The organism is Luteibacter rhizovicinus (assembly GCF_004342265.1).
GTDB classification, from domain to species: Bacteria; Pseudomonadota; Gammaproteobacteria; order Xanthomonadales; family Rhodanobacteraceae; genus Luteibacter; species Luteibacter rhizovicinus_B.
Genome location: NZ_SMCS01000003.1, coordinates 480,620 through 505,914 on the forward strand (window position 1 = coordinate 480,620; position 25,295 = coordinate 505,914).

Here is a 25,295-nt window from a genome sequence, read left to right on the forward strand (position 1 = left end):
TTTTTGACTCGCCGCCTGGAGCCTGCGAGGACAAGCACCTCTGAAAAATGACTCTGACCCCTTTGGTCCAGAGATCAGGCCGATGGCCCCAACGTTCATCGGCAGAGCTGTTCCCCATTCAGATCGGCAGGCAAGCATTGGTGACTGGACCGTATTAAGAACAGTAAGCCGGAGACGCCGTGTGATACGTCCACACAAGTCCCACGTGAGTCTGAGAGCCGGTGCCAGTAGGGCTCGATTCAACTGTCAAACTGGTCCCGTGCTTGCAAAAGACTGCGATCCTGCTTGATTTTTGGTCTTCCGAAAAAAGAGTCCACCCTAACTCCGGAGCGACACTTTTGTACCTATTTACCACTTGTTCGGGGGAGGCTGTGCTTTCGAGAAGGCCGGTTACCCCGATGGATGAACTGCGATCAAATTTTTTTATGTTGCCTATCAGATCAACCCCATACGGAAGTTTTTCCATCTCGAGGCTTAATGCCTCGACTGTCGGCCTTGGCCTTTCGATCGATTCAGTTTTCCCGCGCCACCACTGCCAAGCCTCGAGGCTCAAGACTGCAATGAACACAACAGCAAAAACAAGCTGTGCAATCAAGCGTGCCGTCGGATTCACCAGCTCAATCCCGTGCTCAATACCGGCACATTGTTCTCCACGGCCTGATAAGACCCTCCGGGTGTGCCAAAACCCGTTTCAAGAGACGACCCAGATGAATTGTACGAGATACCGCCCCCGAGACCATAGAAGCCCGAGGCTCCCGTTGATGCGCCATTGACGAAGTCATCCACCGCAGCCGCAGAATGGTCGCAGCCGGATAGCAGCCCGCTCGTAACAGACCCTCCGAACTTACCGCTTACCATGTTGGCTGCACCCGTATATGCGGCACCAAAACCGATATACAGAGCTCCACTTCGTGTCAGGGTCAGACTCAAGGTTCCCACGTACGTTCCTATGGACGCATGGTAATAGTCTGGTGCCGCAGGTGGAGGCCGCCCCCAGAATCCTGGGTTATACATCGCTGCACTATCGTCGAGCCCCAAGGGATCCATAGATACCAGTGGCGTATTGTGCGAATAGATGTATGTCCCCGGCCCTGCGGTGATGCCTATCGGGTCGCTCTGCAAGTATCTTCCGGATGCAGCATCGTAGTCACGATGGATGTTGTAGGCCATGCCGGATTCTGCGTCGAAGTACTGCCCCGGGAAGCGGAGGTTGAGCGTATAACTCGTCGCAGATACCGGTGTATTCTCTCCGAACGGATTGCTGGCGTAGGGCAACTGCCACAATGTGGCGCTTGACCCATTCGTGACCACCCGCGGAGACCCAAGACCATCGGCATAGACATAGTTGATACCAGTGACGGTACCGTCCTGATCAACAATGCTGACTGGCAGGTCGTCCATCCAGACGTAGTCCCGCGTGGTGGTGCCGACGCTTTCAGTAAGTAGGTGGCTTGCCTCGTCGTAGTCAAACCGGGTTGTGACACCACCGGCCGTCTTCTGGATGCGCTGACCCAGGGCATTGAGCACGTAGGTACCGACGGTAGTACCGCTGTTCTGAACGACCGTGAGGCGGTTACGCTGGTTGTAGCCATAACCGAACGCTCCGGAGGCCAGCACGTTGGCAGTCGTGTTGCCACGTGCGTCAACCTCGCGCGTGGTCGTGCCTACTCCTGTCAGACGGTGCGTGCCGCTTTGGTAGCTATACGTGCCGGCCAGCAGTCCCGGTGCGGTCTTCGACAACCGGTCACCGGTCTTGTTATAGGTGTATGCCTCAATGGCCGCTCCACTTCCGCTATTGACGTTGGTCAGGCGGTAAAGCGGGTCATAGACGTATGTCTCCGTGGCAGGGCTCGCTCTCACCGTGTCGCCCAGAGCGGTGACATTGCCCATGGTGTCCCGGGCAAGATGCAGGGAGAACGCCGTGCTTGCGATGTCGGTTAGCTGACCATTGGCATCGTAGGTACGCGTGACCGTCTGGCCGTTGCCGAGCACGTAGCTGGCAATCGAACCGAAGGGCCGATAAATAACATTGGATGCGACTGTGGTCGCTGTGCCGCCGGAGGGCGTGGCCGCAACCGTGGTAATGCGGCCATTCGCGTCGCGGGCATAGGTCACCACTGTGCCGTTAGAGGTGCTTGTCGAGCTGAGCCGGTTGCCAAGCGTCCAGGTGTAGCTGGTCGTGGTGGTCACGGTGCCGACGGTCTGCTGCTTCTTGATCACGTTCCCGCGTTGGTCGTAGCAGTAAATGATGCCGCCACTGCCTTCGATGACGCGGGTCAACCGTCCGTTACCCGCACTGCCCGTGCAACCGGTAACCGAGTCTGCTTCGTCGAATTTGTACGCAACGTTGAGCGTCGTGTCGGGGTAGGTAATCGCAGTCAAACGACCCACCGCGTCGAAGGTCGACGTCGTGGCGATGTTGGTCGCATCGACTGAACTGGTCGGGTTGCCGCCAATATCGAACCCGCGCGTAGTGGTTCCCGTATCGGGACTGTGCAGGCCGGTAACGTTGCCGAGCGCATCGATGTCGTATGTCGTGTTCAGGCCATCCGGATCACTGAATCCTGTCACCCGATCGAGGGCATCGAAGGTCCTCACCGATTGGCTGTTTGCCGTGGCGGTGTTCGTCCCCTGATAGTCCTTGAGGGTGCTGACCAGCCGGTTCAGACCATCGAAGACCTGCTTACGCTGGACGGACAGACCATCTTGGCTGTGCACAAGATTGCCGTTGCCATCAAAGCTGTCGGTAAAGCCGGCACTGAAAACGGTACGGTTCAAGCCATCGCTCAGCGTCATGAGCTGGCCGAGGGTATTGAACGTGCGGCCGAGCGAACGCGTCACGACGCCAGTTGGATCCTGCACCTGTTCACTCGTCCGATTGCCGCCGGCATCCAGCGTGTAGTGAATGCGATTGCCCAGCGCATCGGTGATATCGGTCAGGTGGTGAGCGGCGTCATACGTGTATGTCACGGTGACACCGTCTGCATCCCTGACCTGATGAACGGTGCCATCCGCGTTGTAGGTGACGGTGGTGATTGCATCTAATGCAGAAGCAGTACCCGATGCGTTTGCGCGCACGGTCGTCGTTGCCAGCCAACCACGCGGCGTATACGTAAAGTCGGTCAAGACTCCATTGGGGTCCTTGACGCGGGTAACTCGTCCGGCCTTGTCGTAAGAGATATAGGTCGTGACCAGACCCATACCGTCGGCGACGGACTTGAGGTCGCCAAGGTGATGGCAGGAGCCGCCGAGTGTCGCGCAACCTGATTCGTCTGTGGTGAGGTAGTAAGCGTAAGACAGCGTGTCGGTCACATCCGTGCGTGGCCCGTCGACCGTCAGCAGAAGGCCGAGGAGCGGGCAGGTCGTCGTGTCGACCAAGGAGCAGTAGGTCATCAGCGAGCGGCGGACGCTGGCCGGCGCGGTGCCCGAGGCCGAGCAGGTGTAGGAGGGAGCAGCGACCGGGTCGATGAGGCAGGCGGCCGTGGTCAGGCCACTTGCGTTGTAGTCCCAACCCTCTTTGCTGACCAGGTTACCGGCATTGTCTTTGACGGTGCGAAGAAGCGGCACACGCAGGGTGGTGTTCCATGTGGTGTCGATGGTGCGCTGGTCGGGCTTGCCTTGGGCGTCGACCTTCTGGGTCATCAATCCGTTGGCGTCATACGTCACCGCCGTGACGTTGCCATTGAAGTCGGTGTAGGTCGCCGGACGGCTGTTCGCATCATAAGTACGGGTTTGGAAAGGCTGGCCGCATTCGCCGCATGGCTTGTCGAGGGTCGCTACACGAGCAAGGCCCTGGACCATGGTGTAAGCCTGATGCGAGCCCCCTCCCAAGGGATAAGTCACGTCCGACGTACCATCGGCATTGTAAGTAATCGAGATCTTTCCGACCCCTGCCGAAAATTGCGTCGACGTGGCCCGCCCCAGGCTGTCGAACGCCGTGTCCTCATAACGAACACCGTTTTCGTCGACAATTCCGGTCATGGCCAACGGCAGGTTGCCACTGTTACTCAGTGCGAACTCGTTATAGAGATACTGGCGAGTCTTCCCATCGGGATACTGTACAAAAGTGAGATTGCCTGCGCTGTCGTACGTATACACCAAGGTGCCGCCGTCCGGCTCAGTGATCTGGCGAACGCGTGCATCGGAGTTATACGTGAGCGACAGTTGGCGACCATTCGGTGCCGTCACCGTAAGAAGCAGGCCGGGCTTGGGTGCCACGGTGGCGTCGGTTGATGCGTCGCTATAAGCGAGCGTTGCTACTTGTCCAGTCTGATCCTGGATAGTGAGGAGACGCCCATCGGCGCTGTAAGTCTCTGAATGATGTAGCGCAGCCACGCTCAACGTATAGCCGATAGCGTGGCCTTGGGAGTCATCGGTTTCGGTCAACAGGTCAGGGTTATTTGCCGTCGTGGTCCAAGTTGCACCACTCGTCTTTTGGAACGTCTCACGAACGCCATTAGGACGATTCACGACAAGCGTAGGCGCACCATCGCTATAGCGAGAAAGGCTGCGGTTGAAGGAGTGGCTCCAACGCGAGCCCATCGACGTGGAGATGCCTGACGGAGAACTATTGTAGAAGCGACGGAAGGTCAGCCATGGGTCCGGAGTGAAATCATCCTCCTGGATGTACTTGTTGCCAGTGGCTGTATTGATAGGATCACCGGCTTGCGGCAGTCCAAGCTCTGACGCACCTTGTGTTTGTTCGCAAGAGGGACTGCCGGCGCCACTCTTGCCGCCGTCGCCGTCGTGTCCCTCGCCACCGTCACAGCCCGCGCCTGGGCCATTGTTTTGTCCGGGTTCGTAGTCGCCAAACTGACATCCGTAAGAACCAGCGTGTGAAGGGTCCTCACCCCAGTGATAGCCGGCATCACACGTGTATATCGAATAAGAAGCGAAGTTCGTGTACAGCAGCTCGGGAGGCCAACCGGGAAGGGGAATAACACAATGCGCGTCTGCCACCATTTGGGTGGTATGCAACGGCGGATTGTATGAATCCCCCGAGGGATCTTCTCGCCAGTCGGCCAGCCAGCAGTACTCGGGTGACCCGACTGATGAAAAGTATGAGGTCCACGCGGCAGCCGTTGCGTTCTCCGTCCACGCCTGAGCGGTAGGGCCGTCCCACTGGCGCCGGGTTCCATCAAAGGTGCTTACGGCGTTGTAATTTTGTGCGTCAAGCAGAGGAGAAAGAAGGGACAACACGAGAAAAATCCATATCCTTTTCATCAGTGCGCTCCACCGTTAAATGCATGATTAGCGCTATGGCGACCGCCGTGGCTTCCGTAGCGCGCGTCGCCCAACAGCGGGATGTGATCAAAAAGTCTCGTGAGGTACCTGTGCCTACCCCTCCAAAAGGCAATCTGCGCGAGTACGGCGTCAGGACTGATCGGAGGCAGGACGTTGCAAAGCATTTTGTGCGGCATGCGGCGTCCAGACTCGAGTGATGGAGCGACGTTTACGTCGCAGCTCGGCCCAAATCCCCAATCGTCGGGCGCGCTCGCGGCGAACGATAGGTCGAGATCATCCGAAAGTCTGTAGGGGAAATCTTACAGCGTCCGATTCGTGATCGGTTTGGCGTTGCCAAAGACGACACCATCGCCGTGAAGCAACGGCATTCCAACGGTTCACTGCGAGAGAAGGTGGGGGACCCTGGCAACTGCGGAAATCGGGACGGAGGCTGAGATATCCCCACGTTTCATACAGGCAGAACAATCTACTGGAGCAGATTAGCCTCTGGATATCGCAATCGCCGCATGAGTTCTCGAAGGCCGGGAACGGCCACGACCTGACGAGAGCATCTCGTCCCAGCCGCATCGCAATGCAGACGCGCGGCATAGAAGCCGGAGCGACTGACCTCAAGCAGCTTGCACCAGCGGGCAATATCCGCCTCCTTCTGATCCTGATCGATCAGCCGATAGATCACTTCAGTTCCGGGGCGAAGAAGGCCGATGTTTTTTTAGCAGCACGTTGTCCTGGCGCAGCCGACGATTCTCCACTTCCAATTCGCGAATACGCTGCTGCTCAGCCGTCAACGGTTTGCCGAGCCCGCAGCCGCCACCTTACTCAGCATCGTATTGCATCAGCCAGCGGCGAACGGCGCTGTCAACCAGGTTCAGGTCACGGCACACTTGGCCTACGCCGACTCACTGGTCGCGAATCATCTTGACCACTTGCAGTTTGAAGGTGCTATCGAATGTACGTCGGGGGATTTCATGGCGTTCCGGTCTCGTGGGGAAATCATCCCCTGTCGAGGTGTCCGAAACTATTAGGCCAGGGCAAGCGCGCTCCTACAGGAGAGCTGCGGTTCCGATAGAAAAGCGGCGACCCATGGGTCGCCGCTTTTTGTCTTCTCTATTTAGCCGCTGGAGCCGTCCACTGCTTCAACCACGCATTCACCGTCTCATGCCACTGCACGCTGTTCTGCGGCTTCAACACCCAGTGATTTTCATCCGGGAAGTGCAGCAACTTGCTCGGAATACCGCGACGCTGTAGCGCCGTAAATGCACCAAGCCCCTGCGTATCGGGAATACGGAAGTCCTTGCCGCTGTGGATGACAAGCATCGGTACGCGCCAGTCCTTCACATGATTGATCGGATTGAAGCGCTCATAGTTCTCAGGATGGTCGTACTGCGTACCGCCGTTCTCTTTCTCTTCGAACCAGAGTTCTTCGGTGTCGTAGTACATGGCGCGTGCGTCGAAGACACCGTCGTGGTCGATGAGGCACTTCCACGGCTCGTTCCACACGCCGGCGATCCAGTAGACCATATAGCCGCCGTAGCTGGCGCCGAGCGCGCAGGCGCGGCTTCCATCGAGGAAGCTGTATTTACCTAGCGCCGCTTTCCAGCCCTGCTGCAGATCGATCAGCGGCTTGCCGCCCCAGTCGCCAGAGATGGCATCGGTGAATGCCTGGCCGTAGCCGGTGGAGCCATGGAAGTTGACGGTGACTACCGCGAAGCCCTGGCCCGCGTATGTCTGCGCGTTCCAGCGATAGCTCCAGCTATTGGTCATCGCGCCCTGCGGGCCGCCGTGGATGATGAAGGCGACCGGATAGGTCTTGCCGCGCTTGTAGCCAACCGGCTTGACCACGTAGCCCTGCACGGTTTCTTCGTTGGCACCCTTGAACGTGAAGAACTCAAAGTCGCCGGTCTGGGCGTTCTTCATGCGCTTCGCGTTGTAATGCGTCACCTGCTTCAGGCTCTTGCCACGAAGGTCGGCCGTATACAGATCGGCCGGATGCTTGAGATCGTCGCGCGACAGCAGCAGACGCGTTGCGCCGCTGGCGTCGAATGCACCAACCGAGCCTTCGGTGACCAGCGTCGTGACCTTACCCGTCGCCGTGTCGATAGCGAACAGCGGGTGCTGACCGTTGTCGTCGGCGGTGGTGTAAAGCGTCTTGCCGTCGCGCGAAATCTGCAACGCACCGGCAGAACGGTCCCAGTCGGGCGCGACTTCGCGCTTCGTGCCACTGGCGAGATCCAGCGCCATGATGCCGAAACGGTCGGCCTCGGAACCCGGCTCCTTCATCGCCGTGTAGTACAGCGTCTTGCCATCGGGCGAAGACAACGGGTTCGCGTCCCACGCCTCGTTCGCTTCGGTCAGGTTGACCGGCGCAGCAGAACCATCGACCGGCACGCTGAAGATGTCGAAGTTGGTCGACCACGGTTCCGTCTTGCCGGCGATGCGCGCGTCGAAGTAGACCGTGCGGCCATCGGGTGAGAACGAGAATTCGTCGTCGCCACCGAAGGGCTTGCTCGGCACGTCGCCGTCGATGCCGCGACTGAGCAGTACCGGCGGCGAACCGGCGGTGACGTCGGCGACGTAGAGCTGCGCGCGACGGCCATCGGCCCAGGTGTCCCAGTGGCGTACGAACAGCTTGTCGTACACAGTGCCGGTGGATTTGTCTTTCTCGCGACCGTCCAGACGCTCCTTGGTGCAGGCAAGGTCGGCGCAGTCGGTGAAGACGTCGAAGGTCAGCAGCAGCTTCGAGCCATCCGGCGAGAGCTTGTAGCTATTGACGTCGATGGGCGCGTCGGTGACGGCCTGACCGGCGCCAGCGGCGAGGTTCAGCCCCTTGCCCGAGGTTCCCAGCGTGCGACGCCAGACCTGGGCCACGCCATCCTTCGGCGCGGCATAGAACAGCGACTGGCCATCGGGCGCCCAGCGCGGCGACGAGCCCTTGTCCACGACCTTCACCGGTTGGCCGACCCTGTCCAGATCCAGCACGTAGATCGCCGTGACGCCCTTATTGGCGGCGTAATCGGTCGTGCGGACGGTATAGGCGGCGTAGTGGCCATCGGGCGACAGCTGCGGATCGCCCACGCGATCCATCATGACCAGATCGCGGATGGAGAACGGGTGCGGCGCGGCGGTATCGGTATCCGCGGCCCAGACCGGGCTGGCCGCGAGCGCGAGGGCTAGCGCGGCGAACAGAGGCTTCATAGGTTTTATCCCTTGAACTGAGGAAAGCTAGGCCAGCGACGGTAAGCGCCACGGCCGCGCGGCGCAAGTCGCCGGACTGGCATACTCCGCACACGCCGCCACAGACGGATACGGAATGAGCCCCACCGAAGCCAGCACCCTGCCCCGCAACGACGAACTTTTCGGCCACCCCAAGGGGCTGTACGTCTGCTTCTTCACAGAAATGTGGGAACGCTTCTCCTTCTATGGCATGAAGGCGCTGCTGCTCCTGTACCTGACCAAGTACCACCGCTACGCCGATGGCTCGGGCTACGACCTGATTGGCGCCTATGGCGGCCTGGTCTACTGCCTGCCGGTGATCGGCGGCGTGCTGGCCGACCGCTGGCTGGGCATGCGCAAGGCCGTGGTGTTCGGCGGATTGCTGCTGGTGGCGGGCCATGCCGGCATGGCCGTCGAAGGACACGCGGCGCAGCTGGTGAACGGCGTTGTCGTGCGGGACGAAGCTTCGCTACGGGTGTTCTTCCTCTCGCTTTCGCTGATCATCATGGGCGTGGGCTTCCTGAAGCCGAATGTATCGACCATCGTCGGCAAGCTGTATCCGAAGAACGATCCGCGCCGCGACTCGGGCTTCAGCCTGTTCTATGCCGGCATCAATCTCGGCGCTCTCTTCGCGTCGCTGGTCTGCGGCTACCTCGGTGAGACGCTGGGCTGGCGTTACGGCTTCGGCGCGGCAGGAATCGGCATGCTGCTGGGGCTGGCCATGTTCCTTTGGGGCAAGAAGTACCTGCAGGGTCATGCCGAGCCACCGGACCCGGCGAAACTGCGCGAACGCGTACTGGGCATGCCACGCGAATGGCTGATTTATCTTGGCGCGGTGGCCGGACTGGTGCCGATCGCGGCGCTTATGTGGGCCGCACTCAATGGTGCTTTCTCGCTGGGCGGCGATGTCTCGCTCGCGCTGATGCTGATGATCCTGGTGCTCGCCGTCGTACTCAGCTGGTTCGTGTGGTTCGTCACGACGCAGTGCACGCGCGTGCAGCGCCAGCAGATGATCGCGCTGATCACAATGATCTTTATGGCGCTGATCTTCTACACGCTGTACGAACAGACGTATGGCTCGTGGGTAACCTTTACCGACCGCCTGCTGACGAAGGACATCTTCCCGAGTCTGGTTCGCGTCCGTGAACCCATTGCGTGGACATCCAGCGCATGGACCAACCTCGGCCTGTTCTTTGGACAGGCACCGTGGTCGATCGTGTCGCTGGTACTGGCGCCGGCTTCGTTCGTGATATCGGCACGATTCTCTGATCGCCACGCGGCGTCGAAAGCGCCGCGAATCGTCGTCGGCGTGGTCTTCTCGCTGATGCTGGTGTTGCTGGTGCGCGATCTGGTGATCCTGCCGCAGACGGCGGGCTCACTGACCTATCTGGGCGCCCTCTTTCTTGTATTGCTAGCCCCGTTGTTTACGTTCTTGTGGGGCTGGCTCGGCAAGATGAATCGCGACCCGTCGAAGCCGGTCAAGAGTGCGGCAGGGCTTTTGTTCGCTGCGCTTAGCTTCGTGCCGTTGGCTTTTGCCGCGCAGCACGCCGGAGCAACGGGGGGACTCGCCAGTGTCTGGTGGCTGGTTATCGCGTATCTGATTCTGGAAGCGGGAGAGATGTGCCTGTCGCCGGTCGGGCTATCCGCCGTTACCGAGCTGTCGATGCCCAAGGTCGTCAGTCTGATGATGGGGACGTGGTTTTTGGCTACGGCGTTCTCGGAGGCATTGGCCGCATTGTTCGGGAAGCTGGCCGCGATCGATATCGTCGAGGGACAGGCCATGAACGTCGCCGAGGCTGCCGCCAAGTACGAGCATTTGTTCTGGTTGTTGATGTGGATCGGGCTTGGGTGTGCGGCTGTGGCGTTTGCCGCGGCGCCTTGGTTGAGGCGGTGGATGCATCGGGTGGAGCGATAAAAGCCTCCCTGTGCCAAGCGGATCACACTTTGAAATCGACGGTATCGAAACACATCGCCCTTGGTACAGAACGTGCTGGCTCTTGCTCGTTTCCAGGGGAACTCACGCAATGCCATCGAAGCGCTCGACAGCCGGCTTCACCTTGATCGAACTCATGATCGTGGTCGCGATTATTGCGATCCTGAGTGCAATTGCCATACCCGCTTATAAGGACTATCTGATCCGGGCTCAGGTATCTGAGGGCGTCACACTGGCAACCGGCGCCAAGGTGGCGGTGTGGGAATTCGTCACGAATAAGGGCGCCTTTCCTTCGTCCAACGAATCGGCAGGGCTTCCCACGCCTAGCTCCATCGCAGGGAAGTACGTATCGACGGTTGAAGTGAAGAGTAGTGGGACTATCGAGGTTGGATTCAACCAACCGGATACCAACGACTCGTTACAGAAAAGCATTCTGGTTCTGTCGCCGGTCAACAATGGGGGCAGTATCGGCTGGACGTGCAAAGGGAGTATCAATAGCCGCTACCTTCCCACCTCGTGCCGCCCAACATGACATTTAACGTCACTGTATGACGCGGTACGTCACATCACGATAATCCGTCAACTTCCTGAATCCACGAAATATTCCTGTTGCTTGCCAATCGTGACACCGGGCACAATCCGGCTACCCGCATTGTGCGGGAATACGCCAGCCGCGACGTGGCATGCACGATGCAAGCTTTGCGGCGAGCTTCCTGGTCGTTCCTGACCAAAGGCAAGTGAGGGAGTACCGGAGTCGTACGGCTTCGGAACTAGGGCTCAGGGGGCATCACTTTTTTTCGGTTAGCTAACCAAGTACGAGGAATCTCCATGAAGAACATCCAGAAGGGCTTCACGCTCATCGAACTGATGATCGTCGTCGCCATCATCGCGATCCTGGCTGCCATCGCCATCCCGCAGTACCAGAACTACATCATCCGCACCCAGGTGTCGGAAGGTATGAACCTCGCTGACGGTGCAAAGACGGCCGTTGCAGAGTTCTATAACAACAAGGGTAAATATCCGGCCAACAACGGTTCTGCCGGCCTCCCCGCGACTGCCGCGTCGATCAGCGGTAAATACGTGCAGGGCGTCACAAATACCTCTGGCGTGATCGTAGCGACGTTCGGCAATGAATCGAACTCGAAGCTGAACGGAAAGATCATTGCCCTTTCGCCGTACGACCTGGGTGGCTCCATCAGCTGGAACTGCAAGGCTGCGAGCACTGGCGCGGCCGCTGCGAAGGGAACCTACGTCGACGAAGCTTACCTGCCGACGTCCTGCCGCAAGTAATCTTGCCCGCATGATCGAAGAAGGGGCCGCTCGTCGGTCCCTTTTTTTTTACCAGGTATCCATGTGCGAATGCCGTATCTCTTCCGCTCATTTGCGATAGCCATCGCATTCTTGCTGTTGGCATCAATTACGGCCTTCGCTTATTGGCCCGGCCTGCGCGGCCCTTTTCTTTTCGATGATGCCGCCAACCTTCCATCACTCGGCGCCCAAGGCCCGATCGACAATTCCGCGGCACTATCCAGATACCTGACCTCAGGACGGGCAGATCCGACAGGCCGCCCAGTCTCGCTTCTGAGCTTTCTTGCCGATGCGCGTGATTGGCCGGCACAACCACGCCCATTCAAACTGACCAATGTCCTGCTTCACATCGTCAACGGCTTATTGCTCACCGTATTACTAGCCACTCTCGGTTCCGCGTTCGACCTTTCCGTCAGCCGCCGACTGATAGCCGCTGTGATCGGCGCAGCAATGTGGACGCTACACCCCCTGCTTGTGTCGACCGTTCTGTACGTCGTGCAACGCGAAGCGATGCTGCCCGCGACATTCACACTGCTCGCCATGCTGTGCTGGCTGCATGCACGAAAGCTCATGCTGCAAGGCCGCCGGGGTGGTCCCATATGGCTTCTATTGGGTGCGGGCACTTGCACCGTTCTGGCGGTGCTTTCAAAAGCCAACGGAATACTTGCCCCATTACTAATCTTGATAACCGCAGCAGTTGTCCCCGAAGACCGCAGCGAGTACAGCCGACGTGCACGTCGCTGGACACTCACCACGATGGGACCCATTGTGGCTATCGTTCTTGCACAACTGGCCTGGGCCGGCATCAACACCATAGGCGATGGACCGATCCCGATCCGGGGCTGGTCGGTTTCGCAACGCCTGTTCACAGAGCCCGGCATCCTCATCGACTACCTGAGGCAACTTTGGCTCTTGAAGCCCGTGGACAGCGGCCTGTTTCACGATCAGTACCGCGCAGCTAAAAGCCCGTGGGATCCGTGGTACACCGCCCCCGCCATAGTCGCCTGCCTTAGCGCCATCGCACTCGCATGGATTTTCAGACGTCGCTTTCCAGCAATAGCGCTGGCGATCCTGTTCTTCTTCGGCGGCCACCTGATGGAGTCGTCCTCGCTGGCACTAGAGCTTTACTTCGAGCACCGCAATTATCTGCCGTCGATGCTTATGTTCTGGCCTCTAGGATTAGTCGCAGCCCAGGTCGCATGGCGACGGGTAGCACTCCCGGTCGCTGGCGCAATCATTCTTGGCATGGCAGCTCTCACCCATGCCAGTGCACTCCTCTGGGGCAATCCACTCGCTCAGGCTACAGAGTGGGCGCTTAACCAGCCTGACTCGCCTCGCGCACAGGCGTACGCCGCACAGGTCGAAGCAGAAGCCGGTTACCACCGACAAGCCGTGTCGCGTATCGACGCCGCCAAAACACGTTTTGTCGATGAGCCACAGATCGCATTCAATCTGATCAATCTGCACTGTGCTGCCGGTCTTCTCAAGAAGAGCGATCTGGACTATGCAGCCACATCCCTGCGGATCGCCGGGCGGGAACCCGGCGCCTTGTTGAGCCAGTGGTTCAATGGTGCATTGGCACTCGCCCGCGCACGTCAATGCAATGGCCTCGACGAAGGAGCCCTCTCAACACTTCTGGATGCGGTGGCCTCCAACCCAAAGGTCGCTGCAATAGCGGGGCGTCGACAGGATATTGCGCACCTGCGAGGCCAGTTGGCGCTACAGGAGGGCGACCCTCAAGCCGCGCTCGATTGGTTCAACCAGGCCCTCGCTGAAGCGCCCACTCCGGAGGCAGCGCTCGCTCAGGCTGCCACCTTGGGCGCGAGCGGATATCCTTCGCTAGGAACCAGGCATCTGGAATACTTCGATTCTTTACCCAAGGCACCCGCACACGTGATTACCGATGGCATGCCCTGGCTGCACGACAAAGTGCTGGAAAGCCAGAATTACTGGCCTAATGAGCTGACCCACCTTCGCAGCGCACTTGCTAACGAAAGCATCAGGATTCGCCAGTGACCCGCACCTGGCCCATCGCTTTGCGCGCATGGTTGCTTCTCGCCTGCATGGTAACCCTAACGGTCGCTGTATATGCCCCAGGACTTGGAGGCGGCTTCGTCTTTGACGACTTTCCGAACATTGTGGACAACGACGGCGTAAAACCGCCTGACGCATCGATCGCAAGTCTCGTTCGGAGCGCCATGTCCTCGCCTTCCAGCGAGTTCAAACGTCCACTGGCGTCACTCAGCTTCGCCGCAAATTACCTTTCCACGGGCATGGATCCGTTTTGGATGAAAGCGACGAATGTCGTCATTCATCTGGCAAACGGGCTTCTTGTCTTCCTGCTGATGCGAGTACTCATTCGTGTCAGCGCCCGGAGCAATAAACTAACGACAACGCATGGGGATATCACCTCAGCCATTATTGCTGGCGCATGGCTGCTACTCCCCATCAACCTCACGGCCGTGCTTTACGTCGTCCAGCGGATGGAAAGCCTGGCGAACCTGTTTGTCCTGCTGGGTCTGCTCGGTTACGCGCTGGCGCGCGAGCGAATGCAGTCAAAAGACACGCGGGTAGCCGCTGTTGTCGCCGCGGCCAGCGTGATCGTTCCGACCCTGCTTGGGGCACTCGCCAAAGAAACCGCGATCATGCTCCCGCTCTACGCGTTGCTCGTGGAGGTCATCTTGTTCCGCAGTAAAACATCCGCAGGCGGCATTGACGATTCATCGCATAGCCCAAGACAAGACCTTCGTGTGTGGGCGTTTTTTGGTGTCGTTCTGGCACTTCCCATGATCGGCGGCCTGGCCTGGCTGATGCCTGGACTACTGCGGCCCAGCGGCTGGTCGACACGTGATTTCACCATGTCGACCAGGCTACTCAGCGAAGCGCGGGTGGTTGTCGACTACATCGGCTGGACCCTGTTACCCACTCCTGGCGCCCTTTCGTTTTATCACGATGACTTCGTCGTTTCGCGCAGCCTGTTTTCACCCTGGACGACAGCTTTCTGTATTGTCGTTCTGATCGGTCTTGTATGGATTGCCACTGCGATACGGCATAAGCACCCCCTCATCAGCCTTGGCATAGCCCTTTACCTTGGCTCGCACCTGCTCACGGGAACGATTCTGCCGCTCGAGCTCATTTACGAACATCGCAACTATTTCGCGAGCATGGGATTGCTGTTGGCATGTATTCCATTACTGACCGCACCTGATTCCGCAGTAGCAAACCGTTTTCTCGTGGCACGCTATGCGGCGCTCGCCGGGCTCATAGTTCTATGGACGGCGGTCACCGCCATCACGTCCCATGCATGGGGAGACCCGCTGCGGCTCGCGGAGGAGCTCGGAGGCCGAGCACCGAAATCGCCACGAGCCCAGTACGAGCTTGGTCGTACGTACATCATCTACTCGCACTACGATCCGACATCGCCCTTCACAAACATGGCCTATGCACCATTGGAGCACGCGGCATTGCTTCCGGGCTCAACCATTCTCCCAGAGCAAGCGCTCATTTTCATGAACGCTCGCATGCACCGGCCTATCGAAGATGCATGGTGGGACAGCCTCATCCGGAAACTCGGCACAAATAAGATAGGCGTTCAAGACGAAAGTTCTCTCAGCTCCCTGACACTATGTTCGCGCAAACAAGAATGCGACCTGCCAAAACAAAGAATGGTCGACGCATTCCTCGCGGCGCTCTCTCAGGGAACTCCGAGTGGCCGCTTGATGGCCATCTACGGCGACTACGCGTGGAACGTACTTGAAGACAAGGACCTCGGGCTACGCATGACTCAAAGTGCCTCAAAAGCTCTACCAGGTGAATCGGCATACCGGATCGCGCTCATACGCATGCTAGTGGTACAGGGTAGATATGCCGAGGCAAGAGAACAGATCGCCACGCTTGAGCATCAAAACGTCGCGGGAAGCCTCGATAGTGAAATCGAGCAACTCCGCGCACTGCCGCAGATGCGCTGATTTACGGCCCATTATCAAGCGCCACCCACCTTTGCCGCGACTACAGCCATGAAAACCATTCGCACCCCTCTGGACCTGGCCATCAACGGAGCCGCGCCGGCATTTGCCGAGCCGCTTCACGTAGGCCGCCCGAACGTCGGGAGTCGCGATACGTTCATGAAGCTCGCCGGCGAAATGTTCGATCGTCGGTGGTTCAGCAACAACGGCCCGCTACTTCAGGAATTCGAGAACCGTGTCGCCGCCTATCTTGGCGTGAAGCACTGCGTGGCCATGTGCAATGGGACCATTGCGCTGGAGATCGCCATCCGTGCGCTTGGACTGACTGGCGAAGTCATCGTGCCCTCATACACTTTCGTGGCAACTGCACACGCGCTGCATTGGCAGGGCATAACTCCTGTCTTCGCCGACATCGACCCTGCGACCCACAACATCGACCCTGCCGCCGTACGCCGTATGATTACACCGCGAACGACCGGAATCATCGGCGTACATCTTTGGGGAAGGCCTGCTCCCGTCGACGAACTTCAGGCAATCGCCAACGAGCACCGCCTACAACTGATGTTCGACGCAGCACATGCCTTCGGCTGCAGCCACAAGAACAGCATGATCGGACGTTTCGGTCGCTGCGAAGTATTGAGCTTTCATGCCACCAAATTCTTCAACACGTTCGAGGGCGGTGCTGTCGTTACCGAAGATGACGATCTGGCAGATGCCATGCGACTTATGCGCAACTTCGGCTTCGCCGGTTACGACAATGTCATTCATCCTGGAACGAACGGAAAAATGATAGAGGTTTGTGCGGCTATGGGCCTTGCCAACCTCGACCACATTGATACGGTAATCGCCGCAAATCAGCGAAATCACAATACGTACAAATTGCTTCTGGATGCCATCCCAGGATTGGAAGTTCTTGGATACAACAACAATGAGCACAATAACTTCCAATACGTCGTACTTGACGTTCAGGAAGCATGTCTGCGGACACGCGACGAACTCCTGGCCGTACTCGTCGCGGAGAATGTACTTGCCCGTAAATACTTCTGGCCGGGCGTGCATCGCATGCAGCCGTACCGCGATCTTTATCCGCATGCCGGGCTAATGCTTCCGGAGACAACGGAGCTGGCAAAGCGCATGATCGTCCTGCCCACGGGCACGACACTGCCCGACGATGCCGTTGAGACAATCGCTGCAATCCTTGAACAGGCCATAGTCGGATCGACATGAAAGTCGCGATCATGCAGCCATACTTTTTCCCGTATATCGGCTATTTCCAGCTGATGCATGCTGTCGAGAAATTCGTCATCTATGACGATGCGCAGTATATGAAAGGCGGCTGGATCAATCGCAACCGGATACTCCATACGGGAGCGCCGTTGTGGTGGTCTGCCCCGGTGACGCACGACTCTTTAAAACTGCCGATCAACCGCCGAACTTATTCTCCTGGAAAGGAACATAGAGACCGCCTGATCCGCCAGCTGGATGCGGCCTATCGTACTGCACCGCACTTTCATTCCGTACGTGACCTCGTCGTGGAGTGCCTTTCATTCAACAGCATCAACGTCGCCACATTCAACACCAACCTTCTGACGACTCTGGCCAGAGCGCTTGATCTGCCTTGCCAGCTACTGCTCTCATCCGACATCTCCGCCAGCGCAACCACTGGCGAGGAAAGAGTGCTCGACATATGCGAATCCCTTGGCGCTACGATCTACATCAACACGCCCGGAGGCAGAAAACTCTACAGCCATGAACATTTTTTGAGCCGCCATATCCGGCTTTGTTTTCTGTGCCCCGAGGTACCTGCATATACTCAACTGGGCCATCCTCCTATACCGGGCCTCTCGATCGTCGATTGCCTGATGTTCAACGGTTTAAAGAAAACCAGGACGCTGACGAGTCAATATACCGTTGAGAATGCCCATCATGAGTAACCAAGGTATCCGTGACGGCATTGGTGGATATATGTCTCTAGAGTGCGGGCAAGGCACTCCCTTAGCCTGGATGGAGGGCGCCTTGTCGTTTCAGTCGGCAAGAGATGCCATGGCGGCATACTTCGAGGCGATAGCGCCCCGCCGCATATGGATGCCGCACTTCATATGCGAGAGCGCAGTGGAAGCCGTGCTTGGTATCGCACCCATGGAGAGATACCCGCTTAACGAATCATTTGCTCCCGAATCGGACCTTGACGTAACGCCAGACGACGTCATTGTTATCGTTGATTACTTCGGCCTTTGCGGCTCCGCAGTAACACAAGCGGCGGCGGCCTATAGCCATGCCCACGTACTGATAGATGCTTCACAGTCGCTGTTTTTCCCGCCGATTCCCGGCATATCCCTGGTCACATCACCGCGAAAGTTCGTCGGCGTACCCGATGGAGGGTTCCTTCTTACAGAAACCACGGTCACCCCACCACTGAAAGCGGACGAACTAGCGTCAATCATGCGATGCCAACCGCTTCTGCTGCGAGCTGCCGGTCTTCGCGAAGAGGGATACGCCAGGTTCAGAGAAACAGAGCGGACGCTTGAAATCACTCAACCACACGCTATGTCGCAGCTAACCCATGGCCTCCTTGCCGGGATCGACTTTAATGCCGTCGCTCATCAACGACGTAGTAACTTCGATTTTCTTGCCGAGCAACTTGGACACCTTGTTCCAGCAGGCCTCATGCCAAATCGGTCGTCCGTGCCCCTCTGTTTTCCCGTGCACGCGAGAAACCCTGCCGGCACACGGGAGTCGCTAAGGTCTCAGGGCGTTTTTTCGCCCCACTATTGGCCCGGAGTAGCTATCCCTCCGAGGGATGCCTCTGGTGAGATGCTTGCACACGGCATAGTGTGCCTACCTTGCGATCAGCGATACGACAAAGAAGACATGATCAGCATTTGTCGCGCCTTTCTTGCGGAACCCTCCTCCCATGATTTCAGTAACGCTCACAGGGAAGGGAACCCACGTTGAACTCAGCCACGATATCTTCCGCAGAACGCATGCGCATACTTGTCTTCCCCTGCGGCGCAGAAAATGGGCTGGAGATCTACCACGCCCTTCGCTACTCAGTGCATACCGAGGTCTACGGCGCGTCAAGTGTGGACGACCATGGCAGACTGACCTTTCCTCGGTATGCCGGCGACCTGCCGAACATTGCGTCCCAGAATTTTCTCTATCGATTTCGTGAGTTGATTGAAGAATGGCGAATTGATGCCGTCTTCTCTACGCATGATTCGGTAAGCGAATTTCTCGCCGCGCATACCGATGACCTCCCTTGCCACGTCGTAAATGGCAACTCAGAAACAGCCGCCATCGCCAGGCGGAAGAGCCGCACATATAAATTATTCGCAGATTGCAAATGGGCGCCAGAGGTATATGCGAGCCCCCAGAACGTCGATACATGGCCGGCCATCGTTAAGCCCGATCAAGGCCAGGGCGGCAACGGCGTTCGCATCGTCGCTAACGCCGATGAAGCCGTACGTGCCATGGCGTCTACCGCCGAACCTGTTCTTATGCAATACCTGCCAGGCGATGAGGTGACCGTCGATTGCTTTACAGATCGCAACCGACAGCTCAAATTCGCAGGCCCACGAAGCCGCGAACGTGTTCGTGCGGGAATCGCGATGCGTAGCAGACTGCTCGCCCCCACGGATGAAATTACCAACATCGCTCTGGAAATAAACCGGCGATTAATTTTCCGTGGCCCCTGGTTTTTCCAGTTAAAACGGGACGCATCCGGTCACTGGAAACTACTTGAGATTGCCGCCCGGGTAGCTGGATCGATGGTCTCACATCGGGCACAGGGCATTAACCTTCCGCTCCTTACCGTGCTGGACATTAAGGGTTACGAAGTAAACGCGCGGGCCAATCCGGGGATCGAACTTGTCGATCGGTTCGTCGCCACTAAATTCGATTTCGGCATGGAGTTCGAGACCGCATACTTCGACCTCGACGATACATTGATTATTAATGGATCTGCCGTACCCGTCGCGATTGCATTCGTCTATCTGATGATCCAACAGGGAAAGCGGGTTGTGTTGATCACCAGACATGCTTTCGACCTGAACGAAACGCTTGCGCGCACCCGGATTTCAGCATCGCTATTCGACGAAATAATTCATATCACCGACGGGTCCTCGAAAGCGGATCATATTCAGGGACAATCGATCTTCATCGACAACCACTATCCAGAACGCTTGGCTGTCAGTCAGCGGCATGGCATCCCAGTCTTCGACGTCGACGCACTCGAGTTTTTCACAAGATGAGAACCAACGCGCACTATCAGCAACTAGAACTGGACCGAGTGATAAAACTGGCCGATCAATGGCGGAAAAAATTTGGTCCGAAGCTACGCATTCTGGATTTCGGTGCCGGCATGGGCAAATACACCAGCCTGTTCGCGGACCAAGGCTTCGATGTAACAGGTACGGACATCAACGAGAGGTACATATCCGACCTCCGTAGCAAAGGGCTTAAGGTTGCTGGAGTGAAAGAGGCCCTCGACGCCAAGGAAAGCCAACAAGTTGTCTTTCTCAGCCACATCGTGGAGCACATCAACCCGGACGACCTGGTTGAACTTGTGCCAAAACTCTGTGACGTACTGACCGACGACGGCCTTCTTGTCATTGTCACACCCGTACTAGGCGAGCGTTTTTATCACGACTTCAGTCATGTAAGACCATACTATCCGCAGAGCATCCGCCATGCCTTTGGTCAGATCGGTGCACCTATTTCCTATGGTTCCAGCAAACAGATCGAACTCACCGACATTTACTTCTTCAAAGATCCGTTTCGCACCAGAATGTGGCGATCCTTCTATGTAGGAACAGGGATCAAACGCGCTGCAATAAACCTATTGAACGCTACTTTCGATCTGTTATGGCGCCTATCCGGCGGCCGCTTCGGAGTTACGTCTTCCTGGCTTGGCGTATATCGGCTGTCCAGGCAACCAAAGTAGCGTTCTTGGAGCCTAAACAGAGGCTTTGGGGAATCGCGATGCAAGAACAACACATGTCATCGCAAAACCCCGCGCATCGAGCAGCCAGGGTGCCATCAGGTGAATACCTTCAAAACTAAGACGACGAACGCGGTCTGGTGGAGTACGCTCGAAATCGCTTCGAGATACGGCGCCCAGTTCATCGTTACGGCGGTTCTTGCAAGAGTTCTGGCGCCAAGCGATTTCGGCCTGATTGCGATGCTTCTCATATTCACCAGCATCGCGGCAATTCTCGTCGACTCCGGCCTTGGCACAGCGTTGATCCAGCGACAACGCCCTACCCCCGACGACGAGACAACCGTCTTCGCATTTGCTTTCGTGGCCAGCCTGGCGTTAGCGGGAGCACTGATCCTTCTTGCCCCGATGTTTGCTCAGTTCTTCCATCAGCCCGAACTTACCGGGTTGATCCGGTTCGTATCCAGCGTGCTTATTTTTGGCGGCCTGGCGACCGTTCCGGATGCGTTACTGACAATTCGACTGAACTTCAAAGCAAGAACACTTTCACAGACCGTATCCTCCGTTGGAGCGGGAATAGCCGGAATCGCCCTTGCCTATGCCGGGTGGGGCGTATGGAGTCTTGCATGGCAGATCGTTCTCGCCAGCGCATTACGGACCCTGATGCTATGGATCGCTTCAGGTTGGCTTCCGCGAGGTCGATTCTCGCCAAGTTCACTGAAGCATCTTGGAAGCTTCAGCGGCTACATGCTGCTATCCAGTTTGCTAGACACATTATTTACTCGCGTGCAATCGGTACTGGTGGGGAAGCTTTCGGATACCAAATCGCTTGGCTACTTCACCCTGGCTCAGAGTGCGCAGCAGGCGCCCGCCCTGTTCATAGGAGGAATATTGGGAAGGGTGGGCTTGCCCGTCTTCTCCCGGATTGCTAACGATCGGGATCGACTCACTGCCGCACTAGCGATCGCACTACGGGTTACCACGTTCGTTTTCATGCCCTGCATGATCGGCATAGCGTTAGCGGCACGGCCCATTATCGAGCTCCTGTATGGCCCCGGATGGGCGCCAGCGGCACCGATCCTTAGTGCCCTGGCCCTGGGCACCTCGCTCTGGCCTATCCACGTTCTGAATCTCTCCGCCATCACCGCCCAAGGCCGATCGGATCTTTTTTTCCGGCTGGAAGTAGTCAAAACATTAGTGGGGCTTACCTCCATCGCTGTTGGCAGCTATTGGGGAGCTATAGGCGTGGCCTGGGGCGTCACCATCGCGTCCGCACTGGGCGCTTACATCAACACCCGATACACGCACAGGCTGCTCGGCTATGGTGCAATCGCGCAACTTCGTCATCAGATTCCTACCATGTTGCTTACGTCGGCTGCAGCAATAGTCGGTTTCCTTTTCTTGCACTTCCTGCCCATGGGAACAGCCTCCACGATCCTCGCGCTATTCGGCGGGGCAACGACTTATATTGGACTGGCATCATTAGCCCGTCCGCAAGCGGTGATAGACACGCTGACCTTTGTAAGCGCAATTTTCCGCCGCGAAGCAGCGAATCAAGCGGACAGGACACGGTGATGTCGGACCAAGCTGAAACCATAGAAATATCGGACCCGACATCCCTACCCGCGGCTCCCATGGTTAGCGTCGTCATGGTTACCTACAACCATGCACGGTATATATCCGAAGCCATTGAAGGCATCGTGATGCAGCGCGCACGATTCCCTTTCGAGCTGATCATCGGAGAAGACCACTCGACCGACGACACGTTAGCCATCGTCAAGGAATACCAATTACGACGACCGGACCTTATCCGGGTTCTTACCGCCGATAAAAACGTCGGCATGCGAGAAAATGCCGACCGCTGCTTTCATGCCTGCCGAGGCAAGTACATCGCTTTTTGCGAAGGCGACGACTTCTGGACCGATCCTCTAAAACTGGATGTGCAGATCGATATGCTGGAACGCGATCCAGAGATGACGGCTTGTCATACGGACTACGATCGACAGACGCGTCGCGGAATCAGAGCAAACATGCATCGTCGGGAAGGGGCGTCGCATGTCGCTGTTGGCAAGGCTTACGAACAGTTACTCCAGGAATGGACGGCAATGAGCGCCACGGTTGTCTACCGTAAGGACGTTCTTGAAGACTTCGAGGATAGCCCCTTCAACAACAAGTCCTGGCCATTTGGCGACTACAACAGACTGCTCTATGCAAGCACTCGAGGTCGATTTGGCTACCTTCCGACATCGACGGCTGTATATCGTAAGATCCGCGGATCGGCGCTGAACGGGTCCGCCGCAAATGGCTTGAAGATGGTAAAAGCTGTCGCGGAATGCCGTGAATTGTTCCTGCGCAAGATTCCCGTAGCAACGGACATCGAAAATGCTTCTATGGCATCGGCCAGGATGATGATTTACCGGGCGGCGTTCTTTAGTGGCGACCGCGCTGCGTTCGAAGAAGCTTATCGGCAGTTGAGCGATCAGGGATACGCGCCTCAAGGGATTTCACACAAAATCCGTTCGTGGGCACTTTCCGCACGCCTACCGCTTGCCGCATACCGGACAATCAAGAATCTGATAGATCACTACGTGAGCGCACTACCACGATGAATACCGTCCGCACAACCGCAGTGGTAGTAGTTACCTTCAACCGCAGGGTATTGCTCGAAAAGTGCATTTCCGCACTGATGTCGCAATCGGCTGCGTTCGAACACCTGATTCTGATCGACAATGCTTCCACTGATGGAACTCGGGGATGGGTACGAGAAAGCGGCCTGACTGACGATCCGCGCGTCGACTACATATGCCTTGAGTCCAATAAAGGAGGGGCCGGTGGATTCGCGGCCGGGCTGGCGAAAGCCGTGGAACTCGGCGCCGACTGGGCCTGGATCATGGATGATGACGCCGAGCCGCATGCCAATGCTCTCGAGGAACTACTCTCCGTAGCTGTCGAACCCGGACATATATATGGATCGTTAGCGGTCAGTGGAGAAGAAACGTCCTGGACAACAACCCTGGTCGGCGAAACACGTCGTACAGTCGAACGTGCTGCTGACGTTCCTGCTTCGTCACAGGTACAGTCGTTGCCCTTCCTGGGCTTCATGATCCACCGGGAAACAATATCCAGGATCGGTCTACCCGATACGGGATACTTCATCGCGGCCGACGATATCGAGTACTGCCTGAGAGCCGAGCGTGCGGGCGTAAAGATTATAATTGCGGGCAAGAGCCGGATTGAGCACCCGAAATCTCAACGCTATCTTGCAAGGCTGCCGGGCAAACCGATGATCTGTCTTCAGCTTCCTCCCTGGAAACGATATTACGATACCCGCAACAGGCTACTGATCGCACGTAAGTACTACGGTTTTCGCCTGCTTACTCATACGATTCCCGGATCATTTGTGCGCCTGACGGCTGCTCTGCTCAGCGAGCCAAGGAAGCTTGCCCAACTCTGGGCATTTTCCGCAGGGTTTCTTGACGGCCTGCTCGGTCTGAAGGGGCGTCGGCATGCAAAATGGGGAATCTCCCAGTAAGCTCCCTCAACCCATTTAGAATGCCTGTGATCGACCCTCGGCTTAATCGGTCTCACAGGTGGAGAAGTGTTGCATGTCGGCAAGATATCTTGTGGTGGGTGCCGGCTTCGCCGGCAGCGTCATGGCTCGCGAGCTTGCCGAGGCCGGATATCGTGCGCACGTCATTGATCGCCGCCCCCACGTCGCCGGCAACGCGTTCGACGAGCACGACTCGAACGGCATTCTCGTCCATCGTTATGGCCCGCACATCTTCCATACCAATGGCGAACGGATCTTTGCCTATCTCTCGCGCTTCACCGAATGGCGTCCTTACGAACACAGGGTTCGCGGCGTGGTGGATGGCACGTCCTATCCTTTCCCGATAAACAGGGACACCCTCAATCAGCTATACGGCCTGGATCTCGATGAAGCTGGTGCGGCAGCCCTCTTCGAGCGTGTCCGCGAACCACGCGACCCAGTCGTAACAAGTGAAGACGTCGTCCTGAATAGCGTCGGGCGCGACCTGTACGAAAAATTCTTCCTCAACTACACCCGCAAGCAATGGGGCCTCGATCCGTCCGAGTTGAAGGCAGGAGTCGCCGCGCGCATCCCGGTACGCACCGACACCGACGACCGCTACTTCACCGACACCTTCCAGGCCATGCCGAAAGACGGATATACGCGAATGTTCGAACGCATGCTCGATCATCCGAACATTACGGTCGAGCTAGGCGTCGAATTCGACAACGTGCGCGCAGCGGAAGACTTCGACCACATCGTATACACGGGACCGATCGATGCGTTCTTCGGCTTCCGATTCGGCCACCTGCCCTATCGCTCGCTGCGCTTCGAACACGAATACCTACCCGATGTCGACCAGTATCAGGAAACGGGGACGATCAACTACCCGAACGATCATGCCTACACGCGAATCACGGAGTTCAAACACCTGACCGGCCAGGTCCATGCGGGTACGTCCATCGTTCGCGAATATCCGCAAGCTGAAGGCGATCCCTACTACCCGGTGCCGCGCGCGGAGAATGAAGCCCTTTTCAAACGATACGAAGCCCTGGCGAAGGAAGAATCCAACGTCACCTTCGTTGGTCGCCTCGCCCAGTATCGCTACTACAACATGGACCAGGTCGTGGGCGCTGCTCTGGCCGCAGCCCGGCAGCTGATCGACTAACA

Annotated in this window: 15 protein-coding genes; 13 read left to right on the forward strand and 2 right to left on the reverse strand. The window is 57.6% G+C overall.

The annotated features are described in order from the left end of the window. Positions 1-609 precede the first annotated feature (609 nt). Complete coding sequence (locus tag EC912_RS10570) at positions 610-5,223, reverse strand: RHS repeat-associated core domain-containing protein (RefSeq protein ID WP_132143690.1); 4,614 nt, start codon at positions 5,221-5,223, stop codon at positions 610-612. 1,125 nt (positions 5,224-6,348) lie between these two features. Then, positions 6,349-8,436: an alpha/beta hydrolase family protein gene (locus tag EC912_RS10575; RefSeq protein WP_132143692.1), complete on the reverse strand. Its 2,088-nt coding sequence runs from the start codon at positions 8,434-8,436 to the stop codon at positions 6,349-6,351. A 115-nt stretch (positions 8,437-8,551) separates the two neighbouring features. Here EC912_RS10575 and EC912_RS10580 point away from each other — a divergent pair, with 115 nt between their 5' ends. The 13 genes from EC912_RS10580 to glf all read left to right on the forward strand — a co-directional run bounded on the left by EC912_RS10580 (position 8,552) and on the right by glf (position 25,293). After that, positions 8,552-10,369 (forward strand): peptide MFS transporter, encoded by a 1,818-nt coding sequence (locus tag EC912_RS10580; protein ID WP_132143694.1) that lies wholly within the window; start codon positions 8,552-8,554, stop codon positions 10,367-10,369. A 109-nt stretch (positions 10,370-10,478) separates the two neighbouring features. After that, positions 10,479-10,919, forward strand: coding sequence for a pilin (locus tag EC912_RS10585; protein ID WP_132143696.1), 441 nt, complete (start codon positions 10,479-10,481; stop codon positions 10,917-10,919). A gap of 296 nt (positions 10,920-11,215) precedes the next feature. Continuing rightward, positions 11,216-11,677: a pilin gene (locus EC912_RS10590; RefSeq protein WP_132143698.1), complete on the forward strand. Its 462-nt coding sequence runs from the start codon at positions 11,216-11,218 to the stop codon at positions 11,675-11,677. Between the two features lie 69 nt (positions 11,678-11,746). Next, positions 11,747-13,711, forward strand: coding sequence for a tetratricopeptide repeat protein (locus tag EC912_RS10595; RefSeq protein WP_132143700.1), 1,965 nt, complete (start codon positions 11,747-11,749; stop codon positions 13,709-13,711). Continuing rightward, positions 13,708-15,663 (forward strand): hypothetical protein, encoded by a 1,956-nt coding sequence (locus tag EC912_RS10600; protein WP_343136950.1) that lies wholly within the window; start codon positions 13,708-13,710, stop codon positions 15,661-15,663. The genes EC912_RS10595 and EC912_RS10600 overlap by 4 nt, the downstream gene beginning before the upstream one ends. Positions 15,664-15,711: 48 nt before the next feature. Continuing rightward, complete coding sequence (locus EC912_RS10605; RefSeq protein ID WP_132143702.1) at positions 15,712-16,887, forward strand: DegT/DnrJ/EryC1/StrS family aminotransferase; 1,176 nt, start codon at positions 15,712-15,714, stop codon at positions 16,885-16,887. Then, positions 16,884-17,594: a WbqC family protein gene (locus EC912_RS10610; RefSeq protein ID WP_132143704.1), complete on the forward strand. Its 711-nt coding sequence runs from the start codon at positions 16,884-16,886 to the stop codon at positions 17,592-17,594. The genes EC912_RS10605 and EC912_RS10610 overlap by 4 nt, the downstream gene beginning before the upstream one ends. Before the next feature lie 1,050 nt (positions 17,595-18,644). Next, the gene (locus EC912_RS10615) at positions 18,645-19,910 is read left to right on the forward strand and encodes an ATP-grasp domain-containing protein (protein ID WP_132143891.1); all 1,266 of its coding nucleotides are present in this window, start codon (positions 18,645-18,647) and stop codon (positions 19,908-19,910) included. Continuing rightward, positions 19,907-20,602 (forward strand): class I SAM-dependent methyltransferase, encoded by a 696-nt coding sequence (locus EC912_RS10620; protein ID WP_132143706.1) that lies wholly within the window; start codon positions 19,907-19,909, stop codon positions 20,600-20,602. Before EC912_RS10615 ends, EC912_RS10620 begins: the two co-directional genes overlap by 4 nt. A gap of 99 nt (positions 20,603-20,701) precedes the next feature. Beyond that, positions 20,702-22,171: a lipopolysaccharide biosynthesis protein gene (locus EC912_RS10625; RefSeq protein ID WP_165973567.1), complete on the forward strand. Its 1,470-nt coding sequence runs from the start codon at positions 20,702-20,704 to the stop codon at positions 22,169-22,171. A 59-nt stretch (positions 22,172-22,230) separates the two neighbouring features. Then, positions 22,231-23,205, forward strand: a complete 975-nt coding sequence (locus EC912_RS10630; RefSeq protein ID WP_279389026.1) for a glycosyltransferase — start codon at positions 22,231-22,233, stop codon at positions 23,203-23,205. Continuing rightward, the gene (locus EC912_RS10635; protein WP_132143712.1) at positions 23,202-24,128 is read left to right on the forward strand and encodes a glycosyltransferase; all 927 of its coding nucleotides are present in this window, start codon (positions 23,202-23,204) and stop codon (positions 24,126-24,128) included. Before EC912_RS10630 ends, EC912_RS10635 begins: the two co-directional genes overlap by 4 nt. A 73-nt stretch (positions 24,129-24,201) precedes the next feature. Continuing rightward, positions 24,202-25,293, forward strand: a complete 1,092-nt coding sequence (gene glf / locus EC912_RS10640) for a UDP-galactopyranose mutase (protein WP_132143714.1) — start codon at positions 24,202-24,204, stop codon at positions 25,291-25,293. The last annotated feature ends 2 nt before the right edge of the window (positions 25,294-25,295 follow it).

Coding starts and splice junctions, on each gene's coding strand:
- EC912_RS10570 (WP_132143690.1), bottom strand. CDS start 5,223: ATGAAAAGGATATGGATTTTTCTCGTGTTGTCCCTTCTTTCTCCTCTG.
- EC912_RS10575 (WP_132143692.1), bottom strand. CDS start 8,436: ATGAAGCCTCTGTTCGCCGCGCTAGCCCTCGCGCTCGCGGCCAGCCCG.
- EC912_RS10580 (WP_132143694.1), top strand. CDS start 8,552: ATGAGCCCCACCGAAGCCAGCACCCTGCCCCGCAACGACGAACTTTTC.
- EC912_RS10585 (WP_132143696.1), top strand. CDS start 10,479: ATGCCATCGAAGCGCTCGACAGCCGGCTTCACCTTGATCGAACTCATG.
- EC912_RS10590 (WP_132143698.1), top strand. CDS start 11,216: ATGAAGAACATCCAGAAGGGCTTCACGCTCATCGAACTGATGATCGTC.
- EC912_RS10595 (WP_132143700.1), top strand. CDS start 11,747: ATGCCGTATCTCTTCCGCTCATTTGCGATAGCCATCGCATTCTTGCTG.
- EC912_RS10605 (WP_132143702.1), top strand. CDS start 15,712: ATGAAAACCATTCGCACCCCTCTGGACCTGGCCATCAACGGAGCCGCG.
- EC912_RS10610 (WP_132143704.1), top strand. CDS start 16,884: ATGAAAGTCGCGATCATGCAGCCATACTTTTTCCCGTATATCGGCTAT.
- EC912_RS10615 (WP_132143891.1), top strand. CDS start 18,645: ATGCGCATACTTGTCTTCCCCTGCGGCGCAGAAAATGGGCTGGAGATC.
- EC912_RS10620 (WP_132143706.1), top strand. CDS start 19,907: ATGAGAACCAACGCGCACTATCAGCAACTAGAACTGGACCGAGTGATA.
- EC912_RS10630 (WP_279389026.1), top strand. CDS start 22,231: ATGGTTAGCGTCGTCATGGTTACCTACAACCATGCACGGTATATATCC.
- EC912_RS10635 (WP_132143712.1), top strand. CDS start 23,202: ATGAATACCGTCCGCACAACCGCAGTGGTAGTAGTTACCTTCAACCGC.
- glf (WP_132143714.1), top strand. CDS start 24,202: ATGTCGGCAAGATATCTTGTGGTGGGTGCCGGCTTCGCCGGCAGCGTC.